The following is a 16,408-nucleotide window of genomic DNA, read 5'->3' as shown; positions in this document are numbered from 1 at the left end:
AAACAACCTTCCTCTCTGGGGCAAAGAGTCGAATAGTGCCCTGCGATCAGGATCAATTCGAACGATAACTCAATCATCGGAGAACTGTATGAAGAGCTGGCAGTTGAAGAAAAGCGGAAACGAAAACCTTCACCTTATCGAGAGTCCGACGCCCCAGCCGCAGGCTGGCCAAGTTCTGGTTCGCACCAAGGCCGTATCACTGAACTATCGCGATAAGCTCGTCATTGAAGATAAATATCCAGTGCCCATGTTGTACCCTCTGGTGCCTGGATCGGACCTGGCGGGCGAAGTTGTCGCAGTCGGTTCCGGAGTATCTCGCCTCAAAGTGGGCGACCAGGTAATTTCTCTCTTTAGGCCGAAGTGGCTCCGTGGAGTGCCTTCGCCCGAGGCGATGCGCGAAAACCTCGGTGGCCCACTCCCGGGCGTGCTCGCCGAATATTGTCTTGCTGTCTGAACAAGGCGCTTGTCTATCCCGATTATCTGAAACCGGAAGAAGCATCAACGCTGCCGGTGGCTGCAATTACTGCTTGGGTTGCGTTGTTCAAGCATGGCAATCTGAAGCCGGGAGAGACGGTTCTGCTTCAGGGAAGCGGCGGTGTCTCGCTATTTGCTCTGCAATTGGCGGTGGCACATGGCGCTCACGTGTTCGTAACTTCCAGAAGCCCAGGCAAGATTGCGCGCCTGAAACAATTGGGAGCGGTAGAGGTTATTGATACGAGTACGAACGCAACATGGGATGAGGTTGTACTCGAGCTCACCCATGGACGCGGTGTCGACCACGTCCTCGATGTCATCGGAGGGGAGGACATATTGCCTTGATCGGCATCATGGATCGTCCTTCTACGACATTTTCGATTCTGGCCGCGATCGCCAAAACTGTACGACTTCAGGGCGTTAGCGTCGGCTCGCGAGACGATGCCAGATACAGTTTCAACGCGCTACCGGATGCCGTCGATCACCTCGTCGTCCTTGGTGGAATTGCAAATTGAGCAGCAAGGGATGAGATTTACAGGGTGAACGGCAAACTCTGGGAATTTAGACGACGGAAGGTAGTGATCGTAAGTAGATGGAGACGTGACCCCGCACATAGGACAGTACTTCAAGACCCTAAGGCCGTGTGTCGAAGAGATCGCTTTCTTTAGGTCCTTTACCCCCGATGATCGATTTGAGTAACAGCTCACCAATGACCGTCGTATAGGAGTGAGTGCCCGATTGGGTGTAATGGAATCGAGTTCATTCTGTTCAAGTGCGTCTGCGAACAGTGCGTAACTGCTGACGATCTCGTTGTGTTTGGAAACGAGCAAGGCCTTGTGATCGATTCCAGCCGACACCTTTTTGGCATCACGGATCAGAACGAGATACTCGACGTGGGGCGGATTGGTTGGAAACGCTATAGAAGCGCTTCACGAACTCGCGGGCAGGGTCATACACGATGGCCGCATCGCCACGGCTTTGTACCTGACGGAGCACCTGAAACATGAGCGCGGACTTGCCAGCGCCGGTGTCCCCGATTATCTGCATGTGCTGCGCCTCGGCACGCATGGGGATGCGGAGCATAGGAGTCATGTCGTTCGTCTTGAAGCCGACGCCGTCGCCCTTCACGGTCTTGTTGAATTGTTGCGGCGTCAGCATCTCCGGGCCTTTGAGGCGACGCCCGTACTTCAACTGTTTCTGGCGTTGAACATCCTTGAAACAAGCGATCGGCAATAGGACCAGGAATGAACCTCCGCCGCCAAGAACAGGGGGCCGGAAGAATGCGAAGAGCGTCCTCCCTTCGAAGACAACACCCTTCAGATAGAGGCTGAACCGGGCATCCACATAGCTCCTGGCGGGTGCCCGAAACAGGAGCGAATAGCCGCGATCGCGAGCGTCTGCGGAAAGAGCGAGCGGTATGAGTTGGCCGCCCGAGTCCTCAGTCTTGCCGAGAACTACGTCATCGTTCATGGCAGGACGTGGAGTGCTTCGCGGACCACCGACGAAGAGCAGACGATAGGTGCTTTTGTGGCTCTTCATGACAGAGCCGAAAGCCGAGGAACGCTCGTAGGCGGGAAGGCAATACCGTTCCAAGGGTGTCGCCAAATGGATGCGAACGCAGACAGCGATGAAGGTAAGAAACGCGACGCCAAAGGCTACTGCATATGTGTAGATCGGCATGTGGCGCGGCCAGATGACAGTCTCTTTTCGACCCCAAACAGTCTTTGCCATGACTACCTCCGCCTTTCTGCGATGAGCTTGGCAGCAAGGTCGTACTTGGTCGCACCGATCTCATTCACCAACTTGTCGAACGCTTCAGCGGTCATTCGTTGTCCAGTTCCGAGTGAACGGAGGACGTTGACCAGGAGGAGCCGAACGCCGACGATCTCAGACAGGGCGATGAGTTCGGTGTCGTTCGCTCCGCTGCGAAGGCTACGGAGAGTAAGGTCGCGAAGCCACTCCCCGGTCGTCTTGCCATCGGCAGACGACGCCCTCTCGACGGTGCGATATTCCGTCTCCGTGAGCTTGGTGCTGAGCGTCTGATTGCGGCTCTCGCGACCCCGCAGCGAGCCTCGTTTCGCTGGCCGTTCTGTATCTAAAGTCGGCATCGTTATCGCCCTCCATTTCCGAAAACTCAGGGAGCTAATCGGCTCCCGGCAATTTGCTAAGTGCTGGCGTTTCAGTGGGAACCCATTAGCTCCCGCAGGGAGCTAAACAGCTCCCTATCAGGGGTGGAGTGTCAACATTCTTCCGGTGCGAAGCACCGTTGTGGTCCTGCGACGGATTTGAATGGAGGATCATGCCTTTGATCCTGCCGCTACTGGTGTGGGAATAGATAAGGATTCAAGCGCGGAAATGGGCTTCTTTCCCGCTGACTCGACTGCTTCCGGAGCAGGCGCCTTTCGGATTCGAAGTGTGGAAGCAACTTGTCGCGCCTCTGGGGTCTTCAGAAACTCCTGGAAGTCGCGATCTTTCGAGAAGACATAGGACAGGGCTTGCTCCACGACATCGTCGGCGCAAGCACGAATGAAAGCCGCGTACTGGTCGACCTGTGTGGCGGTCGTATCGGATAGGCGAATAGAGGCGCTGATCTGTTTGGTCTGGATGACTTCGAGTAATGGCATTATGTTCTCCTGTCAGGTTTGTATTAGGCAATTCTTCTGCGGGACGATCATGCGCGCTGCGGTTGCAGTAATCTCTCGCGCACGAGCCGAGCAAAGTGTGGTCGAAATCTCGAAGCGACGGCGGCATTCGAGCATGGTGACGATGTCTTCGTGAGGAACTCCCTCGAGCATCCAAAGCCGAGCGGATGCGACGTCAACCGTTCGTTGCGCATAGTAGAGAGGATTGGGCTTATCAGCACGACGGGAAGCTAGTTCTTTAGTCAGTTTCGCGGCATCCCGGCCGTCAGCGAGTCCCTGAGAGACCCAAGCCCAATCGCTCTCCGATGTGCTGTGCAGCCCAGGTCTTTTCGGAGTCAGGTCTAAGCACTCAGAGAGCGCAGTGCCGACGGAAGCTATCGGCAACAGAAAGTCAATCGGCTTATGTACCGAATTGCCAAAATACTCAGCGCTCACGAGGTAAGCTGGATCGTATTTGCGATTCAGGAAGCCGGGTATTCGAAGTACACGATTGCAATCGGTGCAAGCTGGGTCGCCACCGAAAGCGATTGCGAGATGCTTGAGCAAATCTTCCTGACTCACCAAATCGAAGCCGTCAACACGCCAAAGAGCCTGATACTTGCCGGGCGATGTAGACAGGATGACGGTAGGTGCGGGTATAAGTTCGGTGGACCGGACCGTCGCGATTCGAGCCTCGCCGTCTGTGTCGATATCAATGTAGATATGGCGTACCGATGCGATGCTTTCTTTCGTGCGCTTCCTGCTGCCTGAACGAAGTGGATTCGCCGCTACATAGATGTTCGCGCCGGTGGTGTTTTCGTAGGCGAGCCATCCGAGATATCGAAGACCAGTTGCTTGTTTCACGGTCACGATCCGTTGCGTGACCCTGGCGGTCGCTTCGGAGCGCAATAGGAGGGCGATCGTTTCTTCCGGGGCAAAGCACCGAGTCAAGAACTCTTGGGCTGATTTCAGGTTCATTGCGAAGCCTCACAGTGATGGAAGCCCGGCGCTAGCCGAGCTTCCGTGAAAGTAATGAAGAAACGGCCTATGCGGCCGCGTCCTCCTGCGGAGTATCGTCTTCTTCCTGCTCCTCAGCCGTCGATTTGGCGGCGCGATCCAGCTTGAGAATCGAGTTGACCCGAATCTCCCAAACGGTCTGCTCTGAATTCGTCTTCTTGCTGTCATACTTCCGGCTGCGCAGCTCGCCCTCGACCTGTATATGAGCGCCTTTCTTGAGCGTGCTGGCGAACTCTCCGAGCTTGCCGAAAGCGACGCAACGGTGCCACTCGGTATGTTCGATGTACTTGCCGTCCTTTTTGTAAGAGCTCTTGGTTGCCAGCGAGAGGGTGGTCAGGCTGCGGTTATCGTTGGAGCGAACCTCTGCGTCGTTGCCGAGGAAGCCGATGAGGGTAACTTTGTTCTGGTACATGATGGTGTTCTCCGTTTCGTTGAATTTCCCGTATCTTGCTCGGGTCACTCCCGGCAAAGCCTGGCGAGCGGGCCCGGCTCCCAAGTGCCAAGCTCTGCATTTGCGGAGGGTCGGTCGTAGACGGAAACCGTAACCCGTAGGGCGGCGAAGCCGAAGCAGAAGAGCGCCGAGCCGCTGGGCGCCGGATAGGCCCCGAAGCGTGATCCCGAGTAGAGGACGGGATACGAGGCGGAAAGACTCTCAATGCACCAAAGTCACTCTTCACGTCTCGGCGATAGAAGTTCGTCCGAACTGCGGCCCATCTCGGGCGGGCTGAGACTCCGATTGAGGATGGCTTCGAACTGTGCCTGTCGCGTCCTTCGCGGCTCGGTATGGGCACGCTACGCGCTTCTTGAGACGAGTTGGGCTGTGCAGCCATATTGGCAGCTTGATCGGACATCGAAGTGACCTCAGATTCGGATTGGGTTCTTAGCTGGATTGCCTGCGTTCAGGCGGCGGAAGCACGATAAATGTCCTCCGTCTGAAAGGATTGGTCCGCATGGGTGTAACCGTTCACTTTCACCAACTCGCGAACTCGACGGCGGCCGGTATGGTCGCGTTCGCAATAAAGGACGAAGTCAATCGCTTCTGCGGTCTCAGAACGCACAAACGCATGGTTCAGATTTGCCCTCGCACTCAGGGCCAAATCAGATAGGCGATTAAGGGCATCCCACGCAGACTTTGCGTGGATGGTCGAAAGTGTTCCGCCGTGGCCAGTATTCATAGCTTGCAACAGGTCGTAGCCGCACTCATCGCGGATTTCGCCCATGATGATTCGGTCGGGACGATGGCGGAGAGCGGCGGCCAGAAGTTGGCTTGAAGTAATGGCTACCTGCCCCGGAATCGCCTCTACAGCCTCCCAGCGAACTGCATTTGGATGAGACACCTTCAACTCCGCGGGTTGCTCGATTACGACGAGACGCTCGTGCCTGGGTACGTGGTCGAGGAGCGCCTTCATTAAGGTAGTTTTCCCTGAGCCGGTTCCGCCGCTGATGATGCCGTTCTTTTTGGCGTTCATTAGGCTTACTACTTCGTTTCTGACGTGCGACGGTAGGCTGCCCGATGCGATTAGCTCATCCGAGGTATACCAGCGGTTGAATTTGCGGATGGTAAGGGTCGGGCCGTTGATGGATGATGGGGCACCAACCACGGCAACGCGGGAGCCGTCCGGCAAGCGCGTGTTAAGGATCGGATTCTGGGACGAAAGATCTTGCCCCAGGATGCGGGCCACACGCTCGATTGCCGCCTGCAGCCGATCGTTGGAATAGGGCGAAGCAAGAGGAATATGCTGGACCACGCCGTTCCGGTCCGCGAAGACGCCGGTGGTGCCGTTGATCATCAGGTCCGAAATAGACGGGTCAAGCAACAGCTCGCGCAACTCCTCGGGGAAAAACGGCAAAATCAGGTGATAACTCATCGGGAACCTCCGGCCGGAACTTGGCTGGGGAACGACTGCAGTGGTCCGGTAGTTCCGGGGGCGATCAGATCAACCGAGAGCCGGTTTTCGTGAAACTCGGTGACGGTCAAGCCGAGGGGGTTGATCGTCTCGAACTGCGGAAAGATCTTCGCCTGATCGCTAACCTGCTTTGGGTTGAGGTAATAGGTCACTGTCATCGCCCAGTGCTCGGTTCTCGGCTCCCGCGAGTTGTGGGGCGAGTAGAGCTTGTCGAGAGTAATCAGGGCATTCCCACGTGCGATTCTGGCTCCCTGAACAGTCTCCTCAGACATAGAGGTGATCGTGACATTCTTCACCTCCACATCGCTCTGTTCGATTTGGCCTCCCACGACCTGGGAGACGAAGTGATTTGCGTTGTCATCGGTCATCAACTGGGAGGCCAACGTCTGGGAGAGAAAATAGTAATTCAGGGGGTACTTCTTGGCCACCGTATCGCGGCTTATCGTGTACCGGTAGTTGGCCCAATCGGTCAGATAAGTGCGAACCTCACCCTCGCGCGGGCTGTAATTCAGGTCGCTGTAAGCGATGGCCTGAGCGCGTCCCATCTCGTCTATCCGGATGTACCGATTCGCCATCGGCCGGTGAGCCAGCGAGACATTCATCCCGATGGAGGCCAGGAGCGCAACGGCCCCACATCCAAGTGCAAATCGATAGGCTTTCCGCTCAGCATAGTGCGAGGCATACACCTCATTGCCGATCTTGTCGGCGAGGAGCGCGTGCTCCCGAGTAAGGGTGGTTTCAATGCGTGCTGTGTGTGCTGACATGGGGTTTGCTGCTCCTTTCCGAGACGGCCTTGAAGATAACGCATGCGTAGATCAAACCAGCGACGATGACTCCAATTGCGAGTAGGGCCAAGATGGGCCTCACGGATCGCTGCGCGGTGCGAGTACTACCTGCAGCAGTCCCGACGAACAGGGCTAATAAGAAGTTCCACATGCTATGCACCTCCAGCCTTCTTCATGAGGGCCATGCCGCCGATGCTTCCAGCCACTCCGGGGGCAGCCGAAACTAGTCCAGCCGCTCCACCGAATATGGCCTGCGTCATACTCGGAATGAAGAGCATATTAATGATGAACGCGATGAAAACCATCACGCAAGGGATAAGATTTGCAAGCCACATCTCCATCGAATAGTTGCCATTGAACGTCTGTTGAATGAAGGCGTTCATAAAGCCGGCCCACACGAAGATGAAGGCGCCGGCAACAGCCCTGATCATGGCGAAACCTATTAGGACGTCTAGGAAGTGAAAGAACTTCGATTGGAAGGTCTTCGTCATAAGCAAAGGTACAAAGATCGGCCCGAAGAGCGCGGTTACGCCGTATAGGATGAATGAGCTGCAATTGATGACAAAAAGGATTGCGGAAGCCAGACCGAGAAGAATCTGCACAAGGATATAGCAAAGGATCTGAGTGGGTGCCGTGATCGACGGCATCGCCGTGTTGTCTCCAGCCGTTTTAACCAGTTGAAGCAGATTGTCGAGAGAATTCTGATCGAAGACGGCCACCATTGACTGAGCGATGTAGGAAAAGAAGTGATTGATGCCGAAGCTGGCTCCCGGAAACGGATTGACCCAATAGTTTTCGAGCAGGCAGCAGACAATCAGCCGCAAGAGGAAGTTGGTCATATCGCCAACGCGTACCGGCTGTGTGTGGAAACGAAGGGTCATGCCGGTGGTATTCCAGTTGATGACCATACTGATGAGCACAAAGAGCGAGATGGCGCTTAGTTCCGTGAGTCCAAGCTGGGTCAGCGCTCCGCCGTTTTGCGTCGTCAGATTGGTGAGGTTATTCGTGAACTGGTAAAGCCAGTTCACGCCGGAACTCGCGCTTGGTAGAGCTTGGGCTAACAAAGTTATCGATGCCATCGGGACACTCTCTCATTAGGGGACGTAGGTCTTCCAAGTCTTGCCTTCGTTTGCAGCGGAGGAGCTGTGCTTCTTCTTGTCCTTCTCTACCTGCTGTCGGAAAGCTTCATCTCGTTTCTTCTGTTCTTCGGCGTCGCGCTGTTGCTGTTGGAGAATGGCGGCTGCCTTCTCGGCAGCGCGACGTTGATAGATCGCGGCACCGCCGATGACCGTCAGTGCCGCAAGGATCGCAAGTAGGATCTTCGTATTGATCGCACTCGGCATTGGGAATCAACTCCGCCCTAAGGAAGATAGGTCTGCCAAGTATTCGATTCGTTGGCAGCGCTGGTATCGTTCGTCGAGCGCTGCTGCTGGACTGTAGCGGCTGTGTTCAGGTCTAGTACAGCAGCGTTACGTTCCTGCATGTTGGCGACCGTCATCTGAGCGGCAAGACAAGCCTGCAGCGTACCTTGCGCCTGCATCTCCGACATTCTTTGGGCTTCTGCCGCGTTCAATAAGTTGAGTTGCTCGATCTCACTGTTCGTCGAAGACGTGATATCGAGTTGCTGTTGGGCAAGGAGCGAGTTGGCGTTGGAGTTCTGGTTGCGACCGCTTCGATATGTACCCACTGCAGTAAGGCAATCGGGCGAGATCGCATCCGAGGTTTCGATCATCGCGAGCTGGGCACGCTGCGCACTATTGACGTTCTGCCCCTGGAGGTAGGCTGACGTACTACCACTCATCGGCATTGTGGCGGTCTTCCACCCTGTCAGCGATGCCGACGGCGAGTTGGCATTCAACGCAATGTTGATTCCCGCCGTCTCGCCGAACATGCTAGCGACGTTCATGTTTTCGAGCTTGGTGAGAGCCGTCTGCCACTGCTGTTTTACCGAAAAGTGCTCGATGTTGCTCTGAATGGTTTTGAGCTGGTTGAGAGCCGTTGTCGCCTGTGAGACGAGGCTGGCATAACTGGTTGGGTCGAAAACGATGTCGCCTACACCGAAGATCGCGAAGCTGGGGGTGGCCGTAGCCAGAACCAAGCTTCCAACGATGAGGTACTTCTTATTCTTTGTCTTGATTAATTTCATACGGGCTCCTGACATCGGGTTGGGGTTAGCAGCATTCAGAGCTGGTGGGATCCATCCGCTCTACAGGGTTGAGTCGACGCGGTGTTCCGCGTAAGACGGAATCAAGATGTCTCTCCCCACATACACGCGGGCACGGGAACCCTCTTTGAGAGTGATGATGGGTAGGCGATTCAGGAAGTGATTGAGGACCTGCTCCCCCTCTTCGGCCATTTGCCCGGAGATCCCATTGCGAATCTGGGTGGAGGGCGAGAGGATACTGCCGTCGTTCCCGATTTGTGCGAGTCCGCCCAATCCGCCGAGCGCGGCAGCAGCGGCAAATGCCTGTAGGTAGCCGTGGTCGACCTTAGTGGCTAAGCCCGTTGTTCCAAGCGGATCGAGGCCGATGTATTTATCGAAATCCAACGAGAATCCATCTGGGCAGACGGCGCGATGGAAGGTGACGAACATCTTTCGCTGCTGGGCGCTTCCGACACTCTGAACGGTGCCTATCAACCTGGTGCCCTGAGGCATAAGAAGCTGCTGATGGTCGTGGGAGTAATAATCGGTCGTCAGCATGATCAAGATCGGTCCAGTCAGTCCACCGTCGATGTGATTCGTGACGACACCCTCGAAAACAGTTCCTTCGAAGACTCGGTATAAGCGCCCCTGATAAGCGTCGAAGTCATATCCGGCCAACGGATTGGTCTTGACGTCGGCCTTGGCAGGCTGGTCAGAAGCGGTCTGCGAAGGACTCCGCCTTATTTCGCCACTACCGGCGTCAGACGGAGTGGCCGTCTCTCCTGTCATCTTGACGGGAGCTTCTTCTCGTTGCCCAAGCACAACAGTAGGTGCCTGGCTGGAGGCTGAAGACGCTCCTCCTGCGTGCGCAAAGTCGATGGCGACCGTATCGCTATTGATAGCGTCCTGTTGCTGCTTCTCGCGAGCAAGCGCCCTTTGTTTGGCCTCGGCCTGGACTTGAGACGCGTTTGACGTCTGAGTCGGAGCATTGGGGCTATCGCCGTAGATCAGGCCCCACAGTTGGAACATCTTTGGGTGTTTGCGGACGATAAGCCACGCGCCGCCCGCCATCATTGGGAAACTGAATACGGCAATCATTCGGAACCCAACGAGGAAAACCGTTACCGTGACGAATGTGATCGCCATCCATGCCGAGAGATCCAGGCCAAGTTTGGCCCTCGGTCGATTCAGCGCTTGGTTGATTGGTAACGGTTCTCCCCGCTTGGTCGTGTGCATGGCACCCTCACATTGACTGGCCGGTCAGAGACCCGATCCAGCCAGCACCCCATCCGAGTACGCCCGCACCGAATAGCGCACCGAAGAGGCCCGGTATGGCGTCTTGAAAGCGACCGCTCATCATCCGAATGCCGGCGAAAATGAGACCGCCAAAGCAGATGACAGCACCCGCGTAGATGGCGAACGTCTTGAACGTTCCCATGAGGGTCTGAGCCCCCGAGAAGTCCATCGTTCCTTGGGCATGTGCGACTGTGGCAAATGAGAGCGCCACAAGAGCGGGTGCGAGGGCGCGTACGGCCCGACGCACGGTTTCTTTTCGAGCGGTTGTTGGCCTCCAGATGGAGGTTCCTCTTGTCGAGGGAGGGCCAGGGGTAAAAGGCAACCGAACGGATGACTTATCCGATCGAAGGACGGGTAGGATTTGGTCCACATTGCACCTCCGCTGACCGGGTGCGTCAGCATGGCGCAAAACTAGAATGACCCAATCAACCGAGTCCAATAACTTTTAGGAACACCGTTATTCCAAGAGGGAATAGTGGTTGCTATGCGATGTAGTGGCGAAGCACTTCTGGGGTACCAACTCCAGTCTGAATGAGACTGGCTTTGACCGAGGGTTTGCTCTCCAAAATGCACGAGAACGAGGTGCCATCCTCGAAGTCGATCTGCAACTCGGCGCCGTCTGGCTCAGCTCGATATAGTTTCAAACATTTCACAACCTTACCGACGATTTCAGTGCACTCGATGATGTCTTCAGGCATTTCCAGACTCTCCGCACTACCCGCACTTGGTACAGACTTGGCCATTATCACACTCATCGTGTGTAGACTCATAGTGGTCATAATCGAAGTATGGAGGTGTGCCTCCTACTTCCATTAAGTCTCGTTTCGGCTCAAGAATACGGAGCCTCCGCGATGACCGTGGATTTTCTCAAGAAGAACTGGCGGAGCGCGCCGGGCTACATCGCAATTATGTCGGCGGAGTAGAACGGGGAGAACGCAACATCGCCCTCGAAAACATCGTCAAGTTGGCGAAGGCGCTCTCAATTCCCACGCGGGATCTATTCACTGACTTTCCTTGAATGGGGAAGGGAACTGCGGTGGGCGTGTTACCGGGCCTAACGGGAAGGACCGTCGGAAAGATGCATTTTGCCGATGACCCCTGGACGCCGTTCGACTGTCGGTTTTGTTGTTTTTAACAAGAATTGGGCTCCAAAAGACTGTGGGGGATTTTGTGGGGAGAACACTTCAAAAAGGTGGGTAATCTTGAGTAGTCCCCACAGTCAGAAAATTTCCTAAGCACTCAACAAGTCTCGCTAAATAAGCAACATATGGTACCGATGAGCAATGCTGAAACGAGCAAATGTCTAGCTGTTAACCGAAGGGTTGTAGGTTCGAGTCCTACCTCAGGAGCCAATATTATCAATAGCTTACATCAATAAAATCCATGTGATAAAAGTAGACTTTGGGGATATCTTTGGGGACCCCTAGGTTTACGCACCAGCGACTGCGGGGACCATCGCCTTGCGTCTTCTCACGAGGGTTGTACGGTCGCCTGCAGGGGATTTGCGCAGAACATATCTACAATGCAGAGATTTTGATGTGTCCTAGGCGCAATCGGTTCCACGTGTACATCGGCAGACACCTTTAAGATGTGACTCCCTTTCCGACAACTCATCGCTGATCTGAGACGGAAACCCAGAAAAGGAATTGTCAACTTAAGACGCTGAGGGACATTCTGAGCTGGGAACGGTGCGGGTTTTTTGCGCTCGCTTAGGCCGCGGTCACTTCCCGCCAAACCGCGAATGACCGCGGTCGCAGGAGTCGGTGATTACTAGACCTCAATAAGTGTCGGCCCACTGGGAACAGATTTCGGACGGCATCATGGAGGGAGAGAAAGCGTTGTGCGTGTCTGGCAGATTTGAATCGGCGCATCGGTCGTTGCCGTTGGCGCGTCGGCTGAAGCGAAACTTCGACGCGATTGTTGGCGTACCGCTCCACCCTGTGAGTTACGTTGCTGAAGATGCCTCGCATGGCAGCGAAGTAGCTCTTCAATTTGTCGGTGATGATCTGCAGTGGGTCCGAACCCTGGCCACGCAAGAGTTTTCGAAAAAACGCTCTGCGGCGCGCTGATCAGATGCGGCTGGACCAGAATGTCGATCACGTCGCCGCCCTGATCCACGGCGCGCCACAAATACCTCTGATGGCCGTTGATTCGAATGAATACTTCATCCAAATGCCAGTGGTCTCCCAGCCGTCCTCTCGTAGCTTCAATCGCCGAGAATAGTCGAGACCGAGCTTCTCACACATCTCTGCCGAATCGTTTCATAGGATACGATGATGCCGCGCTCGGCCAGAAGATCTTCGACATCCCGGAAACTCAGGCAGAAGCGATGATAAGTCCACACCGCATAGCTGATCTGGGAAGGGAAACGATAGCCGGAGTAACGAAAGCAATCACTCTTCATGGCACCAGTGTTTTCAAGTTTCGTGCGCAAGTTGACAATGCCCTTGCGGAGTCCAAGTACGATTCCAAAAGAAATCTCACCTTCACAGGTGAAAAGACCCGATGTCAAACTTGCTGCTCACGATGCTGGGGGCTGTCGCGCAATTCGAACGCGAGCTCATCAAAAAGCGGCAGCGAGAGGTCATCGCGTTAGCCAAGGCGAAAGGAAATGTGTATCAGCGAAGAATGCCGAGTCTTACAAAAGAGAAGATGGCATTACTGCGATCACGAGTCAAAGCAGGGGAAGGGAAGACGACACTCGCAAAGGAGTTTGGCATATCGAGAGCAAGCGTCGACAACTACATTGCGGGAGAAAAGTGCTGAGGCAGCCTTCGGAGTCGATTCAAATACTGTGCGATGAGTATATTGGCCTGAAGTCAACAGTTGAGGTCGGAACTGCTTGCAGATCTCTCGACACTTGTCGCTTTATTCGGAATCAATCTACGCCGTCTTCAATGAAAAGTATGCCGGCGGTTTCACGACAACTCTTCTGGATTTTTCGTTGAAAAGAAAATTTAAAATCTCCTGTTGCTTTCCAAAAGGAAGCATGTCAAGATTCCTGTTGGAAACCTAAAGGTGAATCTCCGATGAAGGAAAAGCCGGATGTATTGCAGGGAACCCTCACGCTGATGGTGCTCAAGACGCTGGATGTCCTGGGGGCGCAACACGGTTGGGGAATCGCGCGGCGCATCGAGCAGATCAGCGAAGACCTTCTGGCTGTCAACCAGGGCACGCTGTATCCCTTGCTGCTCAAACTCGAGCATGAAGGCTCAATCGCCTCCGAGTGGGGCGTATCGGAAAACAACCGCCGTGCGCGCTTCTATCGGCTTACTGCGGCCGGCCGGAAGCAACTCCAGGCGGAGGCCCGCGATTGGGAGCAGACTGCGGCCATCATCGCGCGCTTCTTCAACGTCAAGGCGGAGGATCTAACGTGAAAATCCTGCGACGCTTTTTCATACGCTTATCCAACCTCGCCACAGAACGCGGTACCGACCAGCGCCTGCAGGAAGAGATCGCCGAACATCTCGTCTTACAGACAGAAGAGAACATGCGCGGCGGAATGACGCCGTCTGAGGCGCGGAGGCAAGCGACACTCAAGTTCGGGCCGGCTCAAGCCATCCGGGAACGCCACCACGCCGAGCAAAGCATTCCCTTCATCGAGAATCTGCTCTTCGACCTGCGGTATGCGGTTCGCATGCTTTTGAGATCTCCAGGATTCTCTTTCATTGCCATCGCCACGATCGCGCTGGGCATTGGAGCTACCACTGCGATCTATAGCGTGATCGACGCCACGCTGCTGCACCCTTTGCCGTACCCAAACCCTGCCGAGTTGGTGCGCGTTATGGACGACCTTCCCGGCGTAGGCGCGCAGGATGTCGGCATCTCCGTCCCTGAGTGGAGAGACCTCGAGAGTGCCGGGATATTCCAGTCCGTGTCGGTTTCCGGCACCGGCGCAGACGTGAACCTGACCGGCAGTGCACAGCCCGAACGTCTCAGCTATAAGCACGCTACGCCGAATTACTTCACGGTCCTCGGTGTAGACGCGCAGTTGGGTCGAACATTCGATCCGCACGATGCGACTCCCGGCTTCAACCTGGAGGCCGTGATCAGCGATGGGCTCTGGAGGAGGGAATTCGGAGCCGACCCGCACATTGTCGGCAAAGCGCTGCGCCTGGACAACGACGTTTATCACGTCGTGGGCGTCATGCCGCGCGGCTTTCGCGATTTGGGCTCAACCAGCGAGGAGCGGAATACGGAAGTATGGCTGGGAGCCGGCATGGCCGGTCTGCCGTTTCCGCCCCCACGGCGTGGTTTACGTCTGCAGAGTCGAGCGGTCGCGCGCCTGAAGCCCGGTCTCTCGATTGCGGCCGCACAGGAGCACCTCGATGCGCTGGTTGAATCGCTGAAAAAGCAATATCCGGAGGAATATCCGTCACAGGCTGCGTGGACCGTGCGCCTGACTCCGCTGAGCGAAAGCGTGGTCGGCAGCGTTCGACAATCTCTCATTCTGCTGTTCGGGGCCGTAGGATTGGTCCTCCTGATCAGTTGCGTCAACGTCGCCAATCTCTTGCTCGCCAGGGCCAGCGTGCGAGGCCGCGAGATCGCGGTTCGCCACGCTCTGGGAGCGCAAAGAACGCGCCTCATCCGTCAACTTCTGACCGAGAGTCTGCTGCTCTTCCTGCTTGGCGGGATCGCCGGTTGTGCGATTCTCTTCTTCACGAGGAAATTCCTGCTGCAGTTGGTTCCGGAGAGCCTCCCGCACATGAATGACATATCGATCAACTGGGGCGTTCTGGCGTTCGCTCTCGCAGTCTCCGTCGCGGCAGGAACCATCTTCGGGCTTGCTCCCGCCTGGCTTATGAGCAGTGTCGATTTGATCGGTACCCTCAGGCAGGAAGGCCGCGGCTCCGTAGGTTCACATGGACGCACACGCGCCCGCCAGATTCTGGTCATCAGTGAATTGGCGCTCTCGCTGGTGCTCATGGTCGCCGCGGGTCTTCTACTGCGCAGCTTTTGGGACTTGTTTAAGGTGCAGCCCGGTTTCAATCCTGACCGCGTTGTGGCCATTCAAACCTGGCTTCCGGGGCCTAACGATCCCAGTCAGGATATCTACCGAACCGCGACTCAGGAATCGGTCTTGCTGCGCGAGGTTCTTCGCCGCAGCCGAATCCTGCCGGGCGTAGAAGAGGCGGCCATCGGCGACGTGGATGCTCTTCCCCTGGGCCACAGCAATCCAGGCACGCTGCCATTGATCCGCGAAGGCATCGAGACGATGGACAATCAGGCTCCTGTGATCCATAGTCCCATCGTTTCGCCCGAATACTTCCACCTGTTAGGCATGCCGCTGTTGCGCGGACGCCTTTTCAGCGACCAAGACCTTGAGGACACGCCCCAGGTTGCGGTCATCAATCAGGCCGCGGCTCGCACCTACTGGCCAAACCAGGACCCGCTTGGCAAACGCGTCCGCTTGCACTTGGATGCCCGAGAGCTGTTGAACTCTGCCAAGCCAGCCTGGACCACGATCGTCGGCGTGATTGCGGATGCCCGCACGGAATCGTTGGCGGACGTGGCAACTCCGCAGATCTACCGCAGCGTATACCAGCACCCAGCCAAAAGCCTGGCCATCTTTCTTCGCGGACAACTCGATCCCAGCACCATCCTCGAACAGGAGCGAAGCCAGGTCCAAGCTGTCGATCCGGAACTTCCGGTCTTCCGTGCGGAGGCGCTGGGTGACGTGCTCTCCACCTCGCTCTCCGTTAGGCGATTCTCGATGGAAATGGTTGCGTTTTTTGCAGCGACTGCCTTGCTGTTAGCCGGGCTTGGAATCTACGGGACTATTTCCTATGTTGTGAATGAACGAAGACGTGAGATCGCCGTTCGTCTCGCGCTGGGAGCTCAAAGAGGCAATATCCTCAAGATGGTCCTGCGCCGTGGACTCGGTCTAGCCGCCGCTGGCGCCGGGCTGGGTGTGGCCGGTGCGCTCATCGTCTCTCATCTCATGACCGGACTGCTCTACGGCGTGTCGCCTACCGATCTGCCCACCTTCGCTGGCGTCACCCTTGTCCTTACCACTGTCGCGCTCGCCGCAAGTTATATCCCGGCGCTGCGGGCCATGCGCCTCGATCCAATCACTACACTCCACTCCGAATGACTTCTTGGCACTCCTCCGGACTTGTCTTCGCAGGACCTCGGCCGAGATGTCCTCAAGTATTGACGGGTATG

Annotated in this window: 19 protein-coding genes and 1 pseudogene; 6 read left to right on the top strand and 14 right to left on the bottom strand. The window is 56.0% G+C overall.

Annotation, left to right across the window (positions count from 1 at the left end; genetic code table 11):
• Nucleotides 1–88 precede the first annotated feature (88 nt).
• Complete coding sequence (locus RBB77_RS18240; protein ID WP_353063153.1) at nucleotides 89–454, top strand: alcohol dehydrogenase catalytic domain-containing protein; 366 nt, start codon at nucleotides 89–91, stop codon at nucleotides 452–454.
• Nucleotides 455–510: 56 nt separating this feature from the next.
• A complete protein-coding gene (locus tag RBB77_RS18235; RefSeq protein ID WP_353063152.1) occupies nucleotides 511–819 on the top strand; it encodes a zinc-binding dehydrogenase in 309 nt (102 codons plus the stop codon).
• Nucleotides 820–1,341: 522 nt separating this feature from the next.
• On the opposite strand, the gene RBB77_RS18230 is transcribed toward RBB77_RS18235, so the two are convergent.
• The 13 genes from RBB77_RS18230 to RBB77_RS18170 form a co-directional block, all read right to left on the bottom strand.
• Entirely contained in the window at nucleotides 1,342–2,205 is an 864-nt protein-coding gene (locus RBB77_RS18230; RefSeq protein WP_353063150.1) for a type IV secretion system DNA-binding domain-containing protein, read from the bottom strand.
• A gap of 2 nt (nucleotides 2,206–2,207) precedes the next feature.
• Complete coding sequence (locus tag RBB77_RS18225) at nucleotides 2,208–2,582, bottom strand: hypothetical protein (protein WP_353063149.1); 375 nt, start codon at nucleotides 2,580–2,582, stop codon at nucleotides 2,208–2,210.
• Between the two features lie 189 nt (nucleotides 2,583–2,771).
• Nucleotides 2,772–3,098, bottom strand: a complete 327-nt coding sequence (locus RBB77_RS18220; RefSeq protein ID WP_353063148.1) for a hypothetical protein — start codon at nucleotides 3,096–3,098, stop codon at nucleotides 2,772–2,774.
• A 12-nt stretch (nucleotides 3,099–3,110) separates the two neighbouring features.
• Nucleotides 3,111–4,073 (bottom strand): RepB family DNA primase, encoded by a 963-nt coding sequence (locus RBB77_RS18215; RefSeq protein ID WP_353063147.1) that lies wholly within the window; start codon nucleotides 4,071–4,073, stop codon nucleotides 3,111–3,113.
• A 67-nt stretch (nucleotides 4,074–4,140) separates the two neighbouring features.
• The gene (locus tag RBB77_RS18210) at nucleotides 4,141–4,524 is read right to left on the bottom strand and encodes a single-stranded DNA-binding protein (protein WP_353063146.1); all 384 of its coding nucleotides are present in this window, start codon (nucleotides 4,522–4,524) and stop codon (nucleotides 4,141–4,143) included.
• 487 nt (nucleotides 4,525–5,011) lie between these two features.
• Nucleotides 5,012–5,980 (bottom strand): CpaF family protein, encoded by a 969-nt coding sequence (locus tag RBB77_RS18205; RefSeq protein ID WP_353063145.1) that lies wholly within the window; start codon nucleotides 5,978–5,980, stop codon nucleotides 5,012–5,014.
• Nucleotides 5,977–6,783, bottom strand: coding sequence for a type IV secretion system protein (locus RBB77_RS18200; RefSeq protein ID WP_353063144.1), 807 nt, complete (start codon nucleotides 6,781–6,783; stop codon nucleotides 5,977–5,979). Before RBB77_RS18200 ends, RBB77_RS18205 begins: the two co-directional genes overlap by 4 nt.
• 173 nt (nucleotides 6,784–6,956) lie before the next feature.
• Complete coding sequence (locus RBB77_RS18195) at nucleotides 6,957–7,883, bottom strand: type IV secretion system protein (RefSeq protein ID WP_353063143.1); 927 nt, start codon at nucleotides 7,881–7,883, stop codon at nucleotides 6,957–6,959.
• A 15-nt stretch (nucleotides 7,884–7,898) separates the two neighbouring features.
• Nucleotides 7,899–8,147 (bottom strand): hypothetical protein, encoded by a 249-nt coding sequence (locus RBB77_RS18190; RefSeq protein WP_353063142.1) that lies wholly within the window; start codon nucleotides 8,145–8,147, stop codon nucleotides 7,899–7,901.
• A 17-nt stretch (nucleotides 8,148–8,164) separates the two neighbouring features.
• The gene (locus tag RBB77_RS18185) at nucleotides 8,165–8,950 is read right to left on the bottom strand and encodes a hypothetical protein (protein ID WP_353063140.1); all 786 of its coding nucleotides are present in this window, start codon (nucleotides 8,948–8,950) and stop codon (nucleotides 8,165–8,167) included.
• A gap of 60 nt (nucleotides 8,951–9,010) precedes the next feature.
• Complete coding sequence (locus tag RBB77_RS18180) at nucleotides 9,011–10,183, bottom strand: TrbI/VirB10 family protein (protein WP_353063139.1); 1,173 nt, start codon at nucleotides 10,181–10,183, stop codon at nucleotides 9,011–9,013.
• A gap of 7 nt (nucleotides 10,184–10,190) precedes the next feature.
• On the bottom strand, nucleotides 10,191–10,523 hold the full coding sequence (locus RBB77_RS18175) for a hypothetical protein (RefSeq protein ID WP_434557120.1): 333 nt from the start codon (nucleotides 10,521–10,523) through the stop codon (nucleotides 10,191–10,193).
• Between the two features lie 202 nt (nucleotides 10,524–10,725).
• Entirely contained in the window at nucleotides 10,726–10,941 is a 216-nt protein-coding gene (locus RBB77_RS18170) for a hypothetical protein (RefSeq protein WP_353063137.1), read from the bottom strand.
• 98 nt (nucleotides 10,942–11,039) lie between these two features.
• On the opposite strand from RBB77_RS18170, the gene RBB77_RS18165 reads away from it, so the two are divergent.
• Nucleotides 11,040–11,261 (top strand): helix-turn-helix domain-containing protein, encoded by a 222-nt coding sequence (locus RBB77_RS18165; protein ID WP_353063136.1) that lies wholly within the window; start codon nucleotides 11,040–11,042, stop codon nucleotides 11,259–11,261.
• 691 nt (nucleotides 11,262–11,952) lie between these two features.
• On the opposite strand, the pseudogene RBB77_RS18160 reads toward RBB77_RS18165, so the two are convergent.
• Nucleotides 11,953–12,647: pseudogene (locus RBB77_RS18160) on the bottom strand (IS6 family transposase).
• A gap of 101 nt (nucleotides 12,648–12,748) precedes the next feature.
• Between RBB77_RS18160 and RBB77_RS18155 the strand changes: the two are divergent.
• The 3 genes from RBB77_RS18155 (at nucleotide 12,749) to RBB77_RS18145 (ending at nucleotide 16,337) form a co-directional block, all read left to right on the top strand.
• Nucleotides 12,749–13,009 (top strand): recombinase family protein, encoded by a 261-nt coding sequence (locus RBB77_RS18155; RefSeq protein ID WP_353063135.1) that lies wholly within the window; start codon nucleotides 12,749–12,751, stop codon nucleotides 13,007–13,009.
• A 263-nt stretch (nucleotides 13,010–13,272) separates the two neighbouring features.
• Nucleotides 13,273–13,620 (top strand): PadR family transcriptional regulator, encoded by a 348-nt coding sequence (locus RBB77_RS18150; RefSeq protein ID WP_353063134.1) that lies wholly within the window; start codon nucleotides 13,273–13,275, stop codon nucleotides 13,618–13,620.
• Entirely contained in the window at nucleotides 13,617–16,337 is a 2,721-nt protein-coding gene (locus tag RBB77_RS18145) for an ABC transporter permease (protein WP_353063133.1), read from the top strand. The genes RBB77_RS18150 and RBB77_RS18145 overlap by 4 nt, the downstream gene beginning before the upstream one ends.
• The last annotated feature ends 71 nt before the right edge of the window (nucleotides 16,338–16,408 follow it).

The sequence above is a fragment of the Tunturibacter psychrotolerans genome (assembly GCF_040359615.1).
Lineage (GTDB): Bacteria > Acidobacteriota > Terriglobia > Terriglobales > Acidobacteriaceae > Edaphobacter > Edaphobacter psychrotolerans.
Note: the sequence above shows the minus strand (reverse complement) of the source record. Positions and strands in the feature narration are given on the sequence as shown.

Bases quoted from the DNA above. Each gene is read 5' to 3' on its own strand.
- RBB77_RS18240 (WP_353063153.1), top strand. From the start codon at position 89: ATGAAGAGCTGGCAGTTGAAGAAAAGCGGAAACGAAAACCTTCACCTT.
- RBB77_RS18230 (WP_353063150.1), bottom strand. From the start codon at position 2,205: ATGGCAAAGACTGTTTGGGGTCGAAAAGAGACTGTCATCTGGCCGCGC.
- RBB77_RS18225 (WP_353063149.1), bottom strand. From the start codon at position 2,582: ATGCCGACTTTAGATACAGAACGGCCAGCGAAACGAGGCTCGCTGCGG.
- RBB77_RS18220 (WP_353063148.1), bottom strand. From the start codon at position 3,098: ATGCCATTACTCGAAGTCATCCAGACCAAACAGATCAGCGCCTCTATT.
- RBB77_RS18215 (WP_353063147.1), bottom strand. From the start codon at position 4,073: ATGAACCTGAAATCAGCCCAAGAGTTCTTGACTCGGTGCTTTGCCCCG.
- RBB77_RS18210 (WP_353063146.1), bottom strand. From the start codon at position 4,524: ATGTACCAGAACAAAGTTACCCTCATCGGCTTCCTCGGCAACGACGCA.
- RBB77_RS18205 (WP_353063145.1), bottom strand. From the start codon at position 5,980: ATGAGTTATCACCTGATTTTGCCGTTTTTCCCCGAGGAGTTGCGCGAG.
- RBB77_RS18200 (WP_353063144.1), bottom strand. From the start codon at position 6,783: ATGTCAGCACACACAGCACGCATTGAAACCACCCTTACTCGGGAGCAC.
- RBB77_RS18195 (WP_353063143.1), bottom strand. From the start codon at position 7,883: ATGGCATCGATAACTTTGTTAGCCCAAGCTCTACCAAGCGCGAGTTCC.
- RBB77_RS18190 (WP_353063142.1), bottom strand. From the start codon at position 8,147: ATGCCGAGTGCGATCAATACGAAGATCCTACTTGCGATCCTTGCGGCA.
- RBB77_RS18185 (WP_353063140.1), bottom strand. From the start codon at position 8,950: ATGAAATTAATCAAGACAAAGAATAAGAAGTACCTCATCGTTGGAAGC.
- RBB77_RS18180 (WP_353063139.1), bottom strand. From the start codon at position 10,183: ATGCACACGACCAAGCGGGGAGAACCGTTACCAATCAACCAAGCGCTG.
- RBB77_RS18170 (WP_353063137.1), bottom strand. From the start codon at position 10,941: ATGCCTGAAGACATCATCGAGTGCACTGAAATCGTCGGTAAGGTTGTG.
- RBB77_RS18155 (WP_353063135.1), top strand. From the start codon at position 12,749: ATGTCAAACTTGCTGCTCACGATGCTGGGGGCTGTCGCGCAATTCGAA.
- RBB77_RS18150 (WP_353063134.1), top strand. From the start codon at position 13,273: ATGAAGGAAAAGCCGGATGTATTGCAGGGAACCCTCACGCTGATGGTG.